Source organism: Albibacterium profundi, from assembly GCF_042159835.1.
Lineage (GTDB): Bacteria > Bacteroidota > Bacteroidia > Sphingobacteriales > Sphingobacteriaceae > Albibacterium > Albibacterium profundi.
The window spans coordinates 776,019-790,455 of the sequence record NZ_JBBVGT010000002.1; the positions used below are offsets into that span (position 1 = coordinate 776,019).

Consider the following 14,437-nt stretch of genomic DNA (forward strand, 5'->3'; position numbering starts at 1 on the left):
CTTTATCAATTCAGGTAAAATAAAAAATACAAAACCGATGAAAGCAACTTTAGGAGGCGGATGTTTTTGGTGTACGGAAGCTGTTTTCCAAAAGCTAGAAGGCCTCAATGAAATCATACCCGGGTATATGGGCGGAACGACCCCTAACCCCAGCTACGAGGAAGTATGTAGCGGTACAACAGGACATGCCGAGGTCATCCAAATAAACTACGACGAAGATCAATTAAATTATCAAGATATCTTAGGTGTCTTCTTCAAGACACATGACCCTACCACCCTTAATCGTCAAGGCAACGACATTGGGACCCAGTATCGTTCAGAAATATTTTATCATAACGAAGAACAAAGAGAACAAGCAGAAGCCTTTATCAAAGGTTTAACAGAGCAACAGGTCTTCGACAGGCCGATTGTAACCAAAGTATCTCCGGCCGATACCTTCTATGAGGCAGAAGACTATCATGTCAATTATTTCAACCGCAATCCTAACCAACCTTATTGCGCAGCGGTCATCCGTCCGAAAGTCGACAAATTTGTTAAAAGTTTAGCGTAGAAATAAAACAAATGGGCTAGAATAAGCCCATTTGTCCTTTATCGTCCATCTCCAGATCGTCTGGGTTGGTGATTTCCAATTCAATCTTAGAAGACTCCTTTTTGGCAGGATCTTCCTTTTTATCATCAGCCGACTTCGTATCAGCAGGCTTAGTATCAGTCCCCTTTTCTTCCGCCTGAACCGTATTCGGTTCATCCGAAACTTCCTGATCACCCGCTATTTTTTCTGTCGAAAGCAATTGAAGCTTCTTCACGTCATGCGGCGTTAGTCGGTTGCCTTGTGCCTTCATCCCTTTCACGTCGATAAATTCTGCTAAGTCCTGCTCGTAGCTTTCTGGTGTTTTCGATTTACCTTTTAAGATATCCACCTTAACTATCGGATTATCCGCATTACTGATGACCATCAGCTTAGAACCCGCCTCCTCATTTATCAGGCTTGTCCGCTTTCCGATAGGCATATTTTCAATCAAGAAACGCTTCACATAGTAATTACCCGACTTCCCGTCCTTATGAATCACCGAATACACCCGCTCCGGATCATATTTCTCAATCTTAACAAACTCATGGTCGAAATGCGTACTCAAGTCGAACGAACGCAACTCATAGCTACCATCCTTTAACACCACCAAAATCTTATCGTCCCCATCAAACTCACCCAGGTACAGACCTCGTTCATCCACATTCAAACGGTTCAACGTCTCATCAAACCATATCTTGCGACCAGCTAGCGTAGACACCCCTTCTTTTTTCAGCACAATCTTCTTGATCGGATACTTCGTAACGATATTCCCCTTTGAGCCGCGACCCTTGATTGCTATCTCAGCAAAGTCAATATCAAGTTGTAGCTTCCTTAACTTCGAATGCGCGCGCAACTGCACATTCACGACTTCCGCCTCACCATTTGGATTGGCCGTAAAATATAACATCTTATTCCCCTTGTTGCCTGTTGTCAAGTCATATTCCTTATCACGCGTTACCCCTAAAATCGAGAAACGTTTTACATAAGAAACCCCAGTCTTCCCATCTCGGTAAATCATATTGTAAACCGTACGATCATCCCCCTTCTTAAACACGGCTACGTGAACAATCCCTTTCCCCACAAATACCTTATCCTGAATTTTTGTCACCACCATCTTACCATCTTCCCTAAACACGATGATATCGTCCAGATCAGAGCAATCACCCACATATTCATCCTTACGCAGTCCCGTACCGATAAACCCGTCGGCCCGGTTCACATAAAATTTGATATTCGCCAAGGCCACAGCCGCAGCTTCTACCTTCTCAAAAGTCCGCAACTCAGTTTTCCGTTCCCTTCCTTCACCATACTTTTCCTTCAGCTTTTCAAACCAAGCAATCGCATAATCCGTCAGATGCCTCAAGTGATGCTTCACTTTCTTAATCTCCTCCTCATAGCCCTTCATCTGTTCATCCGCCTTTTTCACGTCGAAACGCGTAATGCTACTCATCGGCTTATCGATTAACCGTTTGTAATCTTCCGGCAAGATTTCACGATAAAACTGAGAGAAGAAAGGCTCAAACAAGGTATTCAAAACCTCCACTACCGTCTCAAAGTTGCCCGCTCCCTCATAGTCTGGATGCTTATACATCCCTTCCTGAATGAAAATCTTCAAGAGCGAACTAAAGAAAATCTTCTCGAGCAACTCATTGAGCTTAATCTCTAATTCCTGCTTCAACAAGCCTCGTGTAAACTTCGCATTTTCGATCAGCACATCGTTTACACTCATAAACTGCGGCTTCTCATTCCTGATCACACAGGTATTCGGAGAAATAGACACCTCACAATCCGTAAATGCATAGAGCGCATCAATCGTCACATCCGGAGAAACCCCAGAGGCCAGGTGCACGATAATCTCGACATGTTGAGCCGTATTATCCTCAATCTTCTTAATCTTTATTTTCCCTTTGTCGTTCGCCGAGATCACACTGTCAATCAAACCGCCCGTCGTCGTTCCAAACGGAATCTCCGTAATCGCCAGCGTTTTCCGATCCCGTTCCTCAATCTTGGCGCGAATCTTAATCCGTCCCCCACGAAGTCCTTCATTATAAGCCGAGCAATCTGCCATCCCCCCCGTTGGGAAGTCCGGAAAAATATTAGGCCGCTCACCCTTCAATGCCAAAATACAGCCGTCAATCAACTCAATAAAATTATGCGGCATAATCTTGGTCGCCAAACCTACAGCGATCCCTTCAGCCCCCTGTGCCAGCAGCAGCGGAAACTTCACCGGCAAGGTCACCGGTTCCCTGTTCCGCCCATCATAACTCAACTGCCACACCGTCGTATCCGGATTGAACACCACATCATTGGCAAATTTTGACAAGCGTCCCTCAATATAACGCGGAGCAGCGGCTGAGTCGCCCGTTATCGGATCCCCCCAGTTACCCTGCGTGTCAATCAACAAATTCTTTTGCCCCAATTGCACCATGGCATCACCAATGGAAGCATCCCCATGCGGATGGTACTTCATTGTATTACCGATGACATTCGCCGCTTTGTTATATCGGCCATCGTCCAATTCCTTCAAGGAATGCAGGATCCGCCGTTGAACCGGCTTTAAACCATCGTTAATATAAGGAACCGCCCTGTCAAGAATCACATAGGACGCATAATCTAGAAACCATCGCTCATATAAACCCGAAAGAGGAATCACCCGACTACCCGATAACTCACCATTCCCTTCTCCCTCCGGCAATTCGTTGTTTTGATTTATTTCTTCACTCATATCAAATAATATATGCAATTAAATTTAGCATTTGCTGTAAAAATACAAATTCAAGTAAATTATACTATTTTTATTTTTTATTTCAAACCAACGAACACATTATTACCGATGAAACAAACACTCACCTGTCTATTTCTTGCCAGCGCAACCCTCGTTGCCTGCAACAATAACGAAAGCACTGAGGCCCCTGCGGTTGACTCCGTAGCCATGAATGCCATCAGTGAAGAAAGCTTTGTCAACACCGTTAAGACCCTGTCGTCCGACGAATTTCTTGGTCGCATGCCCTTCACCGAAGGCGAAACCAAAACCATCAACTATCTCAAAGAACAATTTGAGAGTCTTGGATTGGCGCCCGGCAATGGCGACAGCTATTTCCAGGAGGCACCCCTGGTTGAAATCACCTCCTTCCCCAACCAGACCCTGACCCTAAGCGGTGAGAACGGAAGCATCAACCTCAACCTCCTTGACGATTTCGTTATGGGCAGTCGGCATTTAGAAGAAAACATCCAAGTAGAAGACAGCGAGCTTATCTTTGCCGGCTTTGGAATCGTAGCCCCTGAATATGATTGGAACGACTATGAGGGCCTCGATGTAGAAGGCAAAACCGTTGTAGTGATGGTCAATGACCCCGGTTATTACGACAAGAGTTTATTCAAAGGTGAAACCATGACCTATTACGGTCGCTGGACCTATAAATTTGAGGAAGCCGCCCGCCAAGGCGCTACCGGCATTCTCATCATCCACGACACCGGAGCCGCCAGCTATGGCTGGAATGTTGTACGTTCCGGTTGGAGCGGCCCGCAAATGGCACTCGAGTCAGAAGACAATGGAGCTTCACTTGCCAAATTCGAAGGTTGGTTAAGCGCAGAATCCGCTAAACAAATGTTTGCCCTTGCCGGAGTTGATGCCGACATCATCGAACAAGCCAAAAAGCCCGGCTTCAAAGCCGTGGACCTGGGCCTAAGCACCAGCGCCAGCATCCGCAATGAAGTAGAACACTCCACCTCCAATAATGTTATCGCCAAATTAGAAGGCAGCGAGCGCCCTGACGAAGTGATCATCTATGCCGGCCATTGGGATCACCTAGGTATTGGCGAGCCCTTAGAAGGCGACTCCATTTACAATGGCGCGATTGACAATGCTACCGGCATTGCAGCCATCCTAGAAATTGCCAAGGCATTTACCCAAGCCAGCGTAGCACCCGAGCGTACCATTCTGTTTATGGGACTCACCGCCGAAGAGCAAGGACTTTTAGGATCAGAATACTATGCCACTCACCCCATTTACCCATTATCGAAAACCGTTGCCAACATCAACATCGATGCGATGGGCGCTACAGGTGAAACCAAAGACATCACCGTCATTGGTCTTGGTCAGTCCGAAATGGACGAATACGTTGAAGAAGCCGCTAGTCTACAAGGCCGCAGCATTCAGGGCGACCGCAACCCATCGGCAGGGTCCTTCTTCCGTTCAGACCATTTCAACTTTGCCAAAGTTGGCGTTCCGGCCATCTATGCAGGCGGCGGAAGCAACTATGTTGACCAAAGCGAAGAAGCCCAGAGCAAGCGCGAAATGTTTGCCGGTAGGTATCACACCCAGAAAGACGAGTACGACGAATCTTATTGGCAGCTGGGCGGTATCATGAACGACATCAAGCTGTTCTTCCAAGTAGGTTATACATTAAGCATGGAAACCACTTTTCCTAAATGGAAAGAAGGGTCAGAATTTAAAGAAGCTGGAGAGAAGAGGTAATTACACTTTACCTCTCCAACTTTGTACGTCGACAGTGCTTCGTGTTAGCGACTGGTCTCCACCATAAATAAGATGAGAATGAACCGGTGCCGATTGTATAATCTTTGCAAAATGCTGTAGATTCTTAAATATGTCGTTATTCAGTGTCTGTGTAGCTTTTATTTCAAAAACGTCGAAATATTCTGGAGTCTTCAGAAGCAGATCGACTTCAAGTCCGTTATGATCTTGCCAGAAATAATAGTCACGATGCAAATATCGGTGCTCATTTATTTTTTGAAAATTTGCTATAACCATATTTTCGAAAAGATTCCCTTTCAAGCGGTTCGTCAGAACTTCTTGATGCTCTCTTATTCCCAATAAATAGCAGATCAGCCCCGTATCATAAAAATAAAGTTTTGGAGTTTTGACGAGCCGCTTATTGAAATTTTCATGATAGGGATACAGCAAGAACACAATATAGCTACTTTCTAAGATCGATAGCCATGCTTTAGCAGTGGGTTGGGAAATATTGCATTCATTAGCAATAGCATTGAGACTCAACAATTGCCCTGCTCGCGCGGCGCAAAGCTTCAGAAAAGTCCGAAAGCTATTGGTATCCCGTATATTGATCAACTCCGTTACATCCTTTTCGATATAGGTCTGTATGTAGTTGGTATAAAAATCTGGCGGTTCAATACCTCGATGGTAAACCGCAGGATACCCCCCTTTAAAACATGCTTCTGCATAACTGTCTGGCAAAATCGAGGTGTCCATCATTTCCTCCTGATCCAATGGTAGTAATCGGAACAGAGCAACTCGGCCAGCGAGAGTCTGCGTAATATTCTTAACCAAATGAAAGTTCTGTGAGCCAGATAAGATATATTGCCCCATTTGTCCTAACGCGTCTACTGCTGTCTGCAAATAAGAAAATAGTTCTGGCACGCGTTGAACCTCATCGAGGATAACCCGTTCAGAATACATTTTCAAAAAACCATTCGGATCCTCTCCTGCGAATGAGCGGTTGTCCGGATTTTCAAGTGACACATAAGTATAATCTGGGAACATCGCTTTTAGCAAGGTTGTTTTACCTGACTGTCGGGGACCGGTTACAGCGAGAATTGGGAATTTATCCTTGCGTTCAGAAATCTCTTTTGCCAGATTACGAGCGATTAATTGAGCCATATCAAACATTCATTTAATACAAAAATAAGATAAACTTTGAAATATCTACACGCAAACTTTGAAATATCGAGTTCTAAACTTTGAAATATCTGATAATATATTTTGAAATTTACGTTAAAAAAGGAAAGTCGTACAGAAAAATGTAGTATTTCACAAAAAGTCGTACGTGAAAGTGTATATTGAAAATTATATTTACACCAACTTTATTAATAACCTATAGTTCCTCATAAGCAAAATCATCTTTAGTAGGAATATGAGAATACCTATGAGAACACACCGGAATACCATATTATATCAGCTGGCTCGTTATTAGGAGTTGCATTAGCAAAAAACACATCCTTCCCGGTCGGCAAAGTTGACTTCCTCAATATGCATCCTTTAAGCTTCCACGAGTTTATGCTGGCCTTAAAGAAAGACAGACTTGGAGAACTGATGCAGAGCAATGATTGGGAATTAATAAAAAACTTTAAGAACGAGTACATCGAGCTACTAAAACAATATTACTTTGTAGGTGGCATGCCGGAAGCAGTACGACAATTTGCCGAAAACCGTGATTTCAAGGAAGTAAGAGATATTCAAAAAGCAATACTCTTAGCTTACGAACAAGATTTTTCCAAGCATGCACCAAATGACATTGTTCCACGAATCAGAATGCTATGGAATTCGATCCCGGCACAGCTAGCTAAAGAGAACAAGAAATTTATTTACGGAATCATCCGACAAGGTGCGAGATCAAAAGACTATGAATTAGCTTTAGCATGGTTAATAGATTGTGGTCTTTTACATAAAATAAACAGAGTAACTAAGTCGGCAGTACCATTAAAAGCTTATGAGGATTTCAGCGCATTTAAATTATTTTTGGTAGATGTCGGCCTACTAGCCGCTATGTGTAACCTTGATACCAGAATCTTACTTGACCAATACAGCGTATTCGAAGAGTTCAAAGGAGCCCTTACCGAACAATACGTCCTCAACCAACTAATCGGCAGTCATCACAACATGGATGTATATTATTGGTCTGCCGAAAACGCCCGAGCAGAGATTGATTTCTTGATACAGTTAGGAGTACATACAATTCCGATTGAAGTAAAAGCAGAAGAAAATCTACAATCCAAAAGCTTGCGAACAATTAACGACAAGTACAAGCCGAAGATATCCATACGAACCTCTATGTCCGATTTCAGGAAAGAAAACTGGCTAATAAACCTACCTTTATATGCCATTGATGAATATATTCTGCGTATAGTTACGTCTAACTCTAATACAGGAAACTAAACAAGAGCTATCCTTATCTTAGATAATGTCCCTACGCCCCTATCAGCTCCTCCTCTACATCCAGTTCTACATGTAGATTATTGACAATATGTTTCTGACGGTCGGGTGTGTTTTTACCCATATAATAGCTTAGCAGCTCGCCTACCTTGTTTTCTTTCATGAGCATAACGGGGTCTAGACGCATATCAGCACCAATAAAGAGTCCAAATTCTTCTGGGGAAATCTCTCCGAGCCCTTTGAATCTGGTGATCTCTGGCTTGTTGCCGAGCTTGGCGATGGCGGCAACGCGCTCTTCATCGCTATAGCAATAGATGGTTTCTTTCTTGTTCCGTACTCTGAATAGCGGGGTCTGCAAGATGGATACATGGCCTGCTTTTACCAGATCAGGGAAGAACTGCAGGAAGAAGGTCATCAGTAATAAGCGGATGTGCATTCCGTCGACGTCGGCATCGGTGGCGATAACGATGTTATTGTAGCGCAAACCGTCTAAGCCGTCTTCGATATTTAAGGCGTGCTGAAGGAGGTTGAATTCTTCATTTTCATAGACTACTTTTTTGGTGAGGCCGTAGGCATTGAGTGGCTTCCCTTTTAGACTGAATACGGCCTGGGTTTGTACGTCTCGCGATTTGGTGATGGATCCGCTGGCGGAATCTCCCTCGGTGATGAACAGGGTGGTCTCTTGGTTGCGCTCGTGCTTGTCGTCGTAATGAATCTTGCAATCACGAAGCTTCCGGTTGTGTACGGAGGCTTTCTTGGCACGTTCGTTAGCAAGTTTCTTGATGCCTGCAATGTCTTTGCGCTCACGCTCGGATTGCAAAATACGTTTTAAGAGTGCATCGGCGGCTTGTTGGTTGCGGTGCAGGTAGTCATCAAGGTATTTTTTGATAAAATCATTGATAAAGGTACGTACGGTCGGGCCCTCTGGTCCGATGCTCTGGGAGCCGAGCTTGGTTTTGGTCTGCGACTCGAAGACGGGTTCCTGAACTTTGATGGCGATGGCGGCAATGATGGATGCACGGATATCGGCTGCGTCAAAATCTTTTTTATAAAACTCACGAACGGTTTTAACAATGGCTTCACGGAAGGCGGCTTGGTGTGTACCGCCTTGGGTGGTGTGCTGCCCGTTGACAAAAGAGTAGTATTCTTCTCCGTAGGCTTGGCCATGGGTAAGGGCTACTTCGATGTCTTCGCCTTTTAAATGAACAATGGGATAACGCATGCCTTCGGGCTCTACGGTTCGCTCTAACAGGTCTTTCAGACCGTGTTCTGAATGGAACTTGGTGCCGTTGAAGTTGATGGTGAGGCCAGAGTTGAGGAATACGTAGTTCCAGATCATGTTTTCTACAAATTCCATGCGGTATTTGTAGTTCTTAAAAATGCTTTCATCGGGATGAAAAACCACGGCGGTCCCGTTGCGCTGTGAGGTTTCCTTTTCGTGATCATTCAATAGCTCGCCTTTGCTGAATTCAGCTATGCGGGTTTTGCCTGCACGGTAGGATTGTACGGTGAATGCATTGGAAAGGGCATTGACGGCCTTGGTACCAACGCCATTGAGGCCGACTGACTTCTGGAAAGCTTTGCTGTCGTACTTACCGCCGGTGTTGATCTTGGATACGACGTCTACAACGCTCCCTATGGGGATACCGCGACCGTAATCACGGACGGCTACTTTGGATTCGGTAACGTTGATGTCGATGGTTTTGCCGGCACCCATAACGAATTCATCGATGCTGTTGTCTACAACTTCTTTTAACAGTACATAGATACCATCGTCATAGGCTGAACCGTCTCCTAATTTCCCTATATACATACCGGGGCGAAGCCTGATATGTTCTTTCCAGTCAAGCGACCGTATGCTGTCTTCGTTATAATTTGTCATTTGTTTGCTGCGTATCCTCTATCTGATAAAACGTCTGTAAAAATCCTCTGCGTGAACACCTGCTGTATGAAACCCACTACGTGAACTGGCTATCTGCCGAAATCGTCTTGAACGCGTACAATGTCTTCTTCGTTGGACGGATTGGCCGGATCTGTATGCTGCCAGATTTCTGCCAATACGGCCCAATCGCCTAAGCCTACCAAACGGTGACGCTGCCCTTGCTCTAATTTGATAACATCGCCTTCGTTTAATGTTTGAAGTTCTCCTTCTTCGTCTGTCTGACTGGTGATGACACCAACTTCGCCTTGATAAACTTGCCAGATTTCTGCACGGCGATGATGGTATTGCCAAGATAGCTTTTTATGAGGGGCTACGAACAATATCTTCGGACTTAATTTGCCAGCAATGCGAAGTTCCTTGACATCGATGCCATTGAAAAAGGCATCTGCAAATTGCTGTGCCTGCTCTTCGTCAATAACAAAAAAACCTCCCCAAGGGCGGTTTTCATCGCGTTCCACAATGGTGAACCCATGGTTTACGAGGGTTTGTTCTATATCTTTAAATAGTTCTTCTTTGGATTGAGTTGCCATTTTTTTGTTTTTTGTGCTAATATAATGAGATATTTTTTGTTCTGATAAAAAGGCTGTACTTTTAATCTGGAAATGGAAGTGGAAACTAATGACATTTTTTCGAAAGCTGCATCTTTTGTTATTCATACAAACAAGCCAATTTTCCTGACGGGGAAGGCGGGGACGGGAAAAACGACTTTTCTGAAATACATTCAAAAAAACTGTGCGAAGAAAATGGTGGTCACAGCGCCCATCGGGGTAGCGGCAATTAACGCAGGAGGCACGACACTGCACTCGCTGTTTCATTTGCCTTTTGGGACTTATATTCGCGATCACCAATTGCGCTGGGATGAGCATGATAGTCATATTTATAACCGACAGCGACTGCTAAGCAAGATTAGACTTTCTGTGGAACGCCGAAATTTGCTTCAGGAACTGGAACTATTAGTAATAGACGAGGTATCGATGCTGCGGGCGGATGTGCTGGATGCTATCGACGATGTGCTAAAGTCGGTTCGCCGAGATATGCGACCGTTTGGTGGTTTGCAACTCTTGTTGATTGGTGATCTGTACCAGTTGCCACCGGTGGTGAAGAATCAGGAATGGGCTTTTCTACGGGAGCATTATTCTACGCCTTTTTTCTTTGATTCGATGGCGGTACGGGAGCTGGATCTGGTGCAGATTGAACTGGAGAAGATTTATCGCCAACAGGATCCTGTTTTTATCGATTTACTTAATAGTATTCGGAATAATGCGTGTACGACGGAACATATTCGTTTGCTAAACGATCATTACCGGGCCGATTTCAAACCGGATAAGGACGATGTATTTATTACGCTGTGTTCGCATAATGCGCAGGCGGACCGGATTAATCGGGAACGACTGAAGGAGCTGAAGGGTAAGACGATTGCTTTACAGGCCTTGGTGACGGGTGATTATGCGGAATCGGCCTACCCTACCGAGCAGATCTTGCAATTGAAGATTGGTGCGCAGGTGATGTTTATCAAGAACGACAAAGGGCTGGAAAAGCGCTATTATAATGGTAAAATTGGCTTTATCAAGGATATTAGTGCAAATAAACGGGATATGTGGATTGCTTTTAACGATGGTTCGGAGGAGGTAAAGATCAGTAAGGAAGAGTGGAAAAATGTTAAGTATAATTACGATAAGGCGGAAGATAAAGTTCAGGAAGAAACGCTGGGTACCTTTAGCCAGTTTCCGATTCGACTGGCTTGGGCGGTAACGATTCACAAGAGTCAGGGATTGACATTCGACCGGGCGATTATAGACGCTGGTGCTGCTTTTGCAGCAGGACAGGTGTATGTGGCGCTGAGCAGGGTGCGGTCGTTGGAGGGTTTGGTATTGAGATCAGTAATCAACCCGAGTAATATTTTCACAAACCAATCGGTTGTGGATTATTCGCGGAGGAAGTTGGCGGGTGATGAGTATGATGAACTGCTGCGGGAATCGCAACGCTTGTACTTGATGAACTTGCTCTTGGAGACGTTCGACTGGACTGTGATAAGGGAACAAGCGACGACTCTAAAGAATGAAACGGGCGAGAAGAATATTGCTGATAAGCAGGAGGCGGTGGAATTTCTAAATGCGCTTTCAATTGCTTGCAACATGCATCAGGAGGTCGCAGCGAAGTTTCAAGGGCAACTTAATAGTTTGTTGGCGAATTCGCCGGTCGCATTGCAGCAAATTGATGAGCGGACGGAGAAAGCGACGTCTTGGTTTATAACCAAATTAGAGAAACAAGCGCTAGATCCGCTGGAGAATCATATTAAGCTATGGACAGCGAAGAAGCGGACAAAGAAGTATATCCAACAGTGTAAGGCTCTGCTAATCGACTGTTATCGAAAATTGGATCGACTCAAAAAATGCCGCTCGCTGAGTAAGGCTTTGTTGGAGGAGATGGAGATTGCGGATATCCTGGAACAGGTGAAGGATTTTCACTCGATTCGCATCGATGCTGAATTGACGGGCAAGGGCTCTTCGGTGCTGGAAGGTAGTATTTTAGGCACTGGAGGTGCTGGATCTGCGAAGCCTGCCAAAGCTCCTAAAGGCCAGACGAAGGTGATCAGCCTTCAGTTTTTTAAAGAAGGTAAAAGTATTGGCGAGATTGCTACTCTCCGTGGTTTGACTGAAAACACAATTACCAATCACTTGATTTCTTTTATTGGAACCGAGGTTTTGGCTGAACAGCTGATAAATCTGCAAAAGTTGGATACGATTCTGAGATACATGGAAAAGAACGCCGGACAGACTACCGCTGAGCTGAAGCAAGGTTTAGGCCATGAGGTCAGCTATACGGATATCAAAATAGCGCAGCAGGTGAAAACCAACGCGAAACTGCAAAAAACGCTTGATTAAACTCGGACAGCTAAAGCTTTTACGGAAATTCTCATATACTTTTGCTAGTTCTTGCTCTCTTTCTGCGACGGATCGTTTACCGCACCGGTAAAGAGTATCAAACCACAGTTATTTTCACGGATTAGGAAGAAAAAGGGTTTGTCGAAGGTGAGTGTTTGGACGATCGGCATGGAGGTAACGCTAACGCCTACACCGGTAACCGCCGCGGCTTCGGTTCCTTCTTCGTTGACTTCAATAAATGCTTTTTGCTTTACTTCACTAAGCATAAGTGATTCATCGGCAATACCCGAAAAGTCTGCGCGATCTGTAAAAGCGATGTCCATTCCCATTCGTTTGAGTTCATCATTCAAGGTATTTTCATAAGCAAACTTGAACTTTGGTAACGAGAGATTGGTTTCCCGTTTACTGAAACCTCCGTACACTTCAGCAAGAAAATTACTGTCGTCAAATTTCTTTATAAACGTTTTTAGAGGGGTATCGCCTGTTGGCATGAAAACATACATACTGAACTGACCATCGCCGTAGGGCAATTCGACTCCTTGTACGTCTTTGCTCTGAACGATGTTGAATTTTTCCTGAATGTTCATGAAATCGGTCTGAAGGTCACTCCCACTCGGACGTTTAAAAGGCATTTCTCGCGTACGCTCCGGATCAAATTTCTCCTGCCAAGCGCCTTTAAAATAAATAGCGTTGATGAGGTACATGACCATATCGGCAGGGATGTCATCTACAATGCTTGGAATCTTTCCGTTTGTATTATCACTCACCCAGTCGTTGATCTGGTCAGGTGCTTTGGGGCTTTTGAAATCCAGAGCACTGAGTTCGGCATGATAAAAACTGCGATTGATATCTAAGAAGGAAGGTTTGGCGTTGAATTCTTGCCTATACCATATGGAGTTGGCGATGTCCAATGTGGTATTAGGATCTAGGTGAGGCAATACATCGATAATCTTTTGATAATAAGTATTGATTTCTTCATCGCTAAACCCGTCGAACTTGAGCGCTTGTCTAATTGCCTCTTTAGTTTCCCCTTCTGCGCCATTATTGAGCATGGCGAGGGCTAAACTAGCGCTGACAGGTGACATAAGAATATTATCGCCGTTTTCTAAACTGCTGAGTGCTTCGCCAAAGAGGCTTAGGGTGAATTCGTTATCCTGGGCAAGTTTCTGCTCCTCTTTGGGTGTAAAGTCAAGGTTACGGCGAACCTCATCTTTCTGAAGGTCGGCAGAATCTTGACAGGCCATGGGGGCAATGGCTAAAATGGTAAAAAAACTCAGTATACTAAGGCTCAATGTATTCATCTTATTATGTTTTAATTATGTTCTTTAAAGCAAAAACCGCTCCTTGCTTCTCCTAATACGTAAGAGAATCTAAAAACGCAACAATTAATCGCAAGTTTTGATTGATTTTTGATTGATTTAAAAGGAAACTATCTTTAGATTTATAGACGTAAAACGAGAATCCGTCGTTGATTAACAAAGTAAAGTAGATTATGAGACAAGCTTTAATTGCAGGTGTATTCGTTATTGGAGGAATCCTTTTGGTTATGGCGATGTTGTTGTTTTTACAGCCGGTCGACTTTACGAAGAACAATAACTTGGCGAAAGGGATAGCGGCTGGTAACACGAACGGGGCTGCAAATGAACTGTTGGAACCGGAGAAGATCGAACATTTTATGTACATGGATTCTTGCGAAAAATATGTAATGGAGGACTTTGTTAAAGCAGATGATCTTTTTGAAAAAAATAAAGAAGACTTGAAGCCACGAGCCTCTACAGTTATTTATGAAGCAGGGAAAAAGTTGACTTTGGTGCTTAAGCAACTGGAAGAGGAAGGCCGACTTGGCGATTTTACGCTTGTGTTGGAAGGTAACCTTGCAAACGAGTGGACAGAAGATTTCGAGCTCAATAACACGTGGGCGTATCGCTTGAGTTATGAACGCGCATTGATTGTCTACAAAGCTTTGTTAAAGGAAGAAATTGATTTGCGAAACTACGATATCGAACTTGTGATCTCGGGCGGTGGTTATTATGGGTTGTGCCCTATTAAGGACGAGGAAGCTAAGCGCTTTTCTGTACAATTGATTCCTAACGGTTAACTGCTGCGCTGTATTCTCATATTGAAATCTGACA

Annotated in this window: 10 protein-coding genes; 5 read left to right on the plus strand and 5 right to left on the minus strand. The window is 44.2% G+C overall.

Going from position 1 to position 14,437, the window contains the following annotated elements:
• Positions 1-37 precede the first annotated feature (37 nt).
• A complete protein-coding gene (msrA, locus tag WKR92_RS04925) occupies positions 38-550 on the plus strand; it encodes a peptide-methionine (S)-S-oxide reductase MsrA (protein WP_375556712.1) in 513 nt (170 codons plus the stop codon).
• A 16-nt stretch (positions 551-566) separates the two neighbouring features.
• Here msrA and WKR92_RS04930 read toward each other — a convergent pair whose 3' ends face one another.
• Positions 567-3,293, minus strand: a complete 2,727-nt coding sequence (locus WKR92_RS04930; protein WP_375556713.1) for a DNA gyrase/topoisomerase IV subunit A — start codon at positions 3,291-3,293, stop codon at positions 567-569.
• 12 nt (positions 3,294-3,305) lie between these two features.
• Here WKR92_RS04930 and WKR92_RS04935 point away from each other — a divergent pair, with 12 nt between their 5' ends.
• On the plus strand, positions 3,306-5,045 hold the full coding sequence (locus WKR92_RS04935) for a M28 family metallopeptidase (protein WP_375556714.1): 1,740 nt from the start codon (positions 3,306-3,308) through the stop codon (positions 5,043-5,045).
• On the opposite strand, the gene WKR92_RS04940 is transcribed toward WKR92_RS04935, so the two are convergent.
• On the minus strand, positions 5,046-6,206 hold the full coding sequence (locus WKR92_RS04940) for an ATP-binding protein (RefSeq protein WP_375556715.1): 1,161 nt from the start codon (positions 6,204-6,206) through the stop codon (positions 5,046-5,048).
• A 369-nt stretch (positions 6,207-6,575) separates the two neighbouring features.
• Between WKR92_RS04940 and WKR92_RS04945 the strand changes: the two genes are divergently transcribed.
• Positions 6,576-7,481, plus strand: a complete 906-nt coding sequence (locus WKR92_RS04945; protein ID WP_375556716.1) for an ATP-binding protein — start codon at positions 6,576-6,578, stop codon at positions 7,479-7,481.
• Between the two features lie 31 nt (positions 7,482-7,512).
• Here the strand turns inward: WKR92_RS04945 and WKR92_RS04950 are convergent, their stop codons facing one another.
• Together WKR92_RS04950 and WKR92_RS04955 are read right to left on the minus strand one after the other, a co-directional pair.
• Complete coding sequence (locus WKR92_RS04950) at positions 7,513-9,360, minus strand: DNA topoisomerase IV subunit B (RefSeq protein WP_375556717.1); 1,848 nt, start codon at positions 9,358-9,360, stop codon at positions 7,513-7,515.
• A gap of 89 nt (positions 9,361-9,449) precedes the next feature.
• Positions 9,450-9,950, minus strand: a complete 501-nt coding sequence (locus WKR92_RS04955; RefSeq protein ID WP_375556718.1) for a cupin domain-containing protein — start codon at positions 9,948-9,950, stop codon at positions 9,450-9,452.
• Positions 9,951-10,022: 72 nt separating this feature from the next.
• Here WKR92_RS04955 and WKR92_RS04960 point away from each other — a divergent pair, with 72 nt between their 5' ends.
• Positions 10,023-12,305, plus strand: coding sequence for a helix-turn-helix domain-containing protein (locus tag WKR92_RS04960; protein ID WP_375556719.1), 2,283 nt, complete (start codon positions 10,023-10,025; stop codon positions 12,303-12,305).
• 44 nt (positions 12,306-12,349) lie between these two features.
• Here WKR92_RS04960 and WKR92_RS04965 read toward each other — a convergent pair whose 3' ends face one another.
• Positions 12,350-13,606 (minus strand): serpin family protein, encoded by a 1,257-nt coding sequence (locus WKR92_RS04965; protein ID WP_375556720.1) that lies wholly within the window; start codon positions 13,604-13,606, stop codon positions 12,350-12,352.
• A 191-nt stretch (positions 13,607-13,797) separates the two neighbouring features.
• Between WKR92_RS04965 and WKR92_RS04970 the strand changes: the two genes are divergently transcribed.
• On the plus strand, positions 13,798-14,403 hold the full coding sequence (locus WKR92_RS04970; RefSeq protein WP_375556721.1) for a hypothetical protein: 606 nt from the start codon (positions 13,798-13,800) through the stop codon (positions 14,401-14,403).
• The last annotated feature ends 34 nt before the right edge of the window (positions 14,404-14,437 follow it).

What these genes read in the sequence shown, in the direction of transcription:
- msrA (WP_375556712.1), top strand. Translation starts at nt 38, where the DNA reads ATGAAAGCAACTTTAGGAGGCGGATGTTTTTGGTGTACGGAAGCTGTT.
- WKR92_RS04930 (WP_375556713.1), bottom strand. Translation starts at nt 3,293, where the DNA reads ATGAGTGAAGAAATAAATCAAAACAACGAATTGCCGGAGGGAGAAGGG.
- WKR92_RS04935 (WP_375556714.1), top strand. Translation starts at nt 3,306, where the DNA reads ATGCAATTAAATTTAGCATTTGCTGTAAAAATACAAATTCAAGTAAAT.
- WKR92_RS04940 (WP_375556715.1), bottom strand. Translation starts at nt 6,206, where the DNA reads ATGGCTCAATTAATCGCTCGTAATCTGGCAAAAGAGATTTCTGAACGC.
- WKR92_RS04945 (WP_375556716.1), top strand. Translation starts at nt 6,576, where the DNA reads ATGCATCCTTTAAGCTTCCACGAGTTTATGCTGGCCTTAAAGAAAGAC.
- WKR92_RS04950 (WP_375556717.1), bottom strand. Translation starts at nt 9,360, where the DNA reads ATGACAAATTATAACGAAGACAGCATACGGTCGCTTGACTGGAAAGAA.
- WKR92_RS04955 (WP_375556718.1), bottom strand. Translation starts at nt 9,950, where the DNA reads ATGGCAACTCAATCCAAAGAAGAACTATTTAAAGATATAGAACAAACC.
- WKR92_RS04960 (WP_375556719.1), top strand. Translation starts at nt 10,023, where the DNA reads ATGGAAGTGGAAACTAATGACATTTTTTCGAAAGCTGCATCTTTTGTT.
- WKR92_RS04965 (WP_375556720.1), bottom strand. Translation starts at nt 13,606, where the DNA reads ATGAATACATTGAGCCTTAGTATACTGAGTTTTTTTACCATTTTAGCC.
- WKR92_RS04970 (WP_375556721.1), top strand. Translation starts at nt 13,798, where the DNA reads ATGAGACAAGCTTTAATTGCAGGTGTATTCGTTATTGGAGGAATCCTT.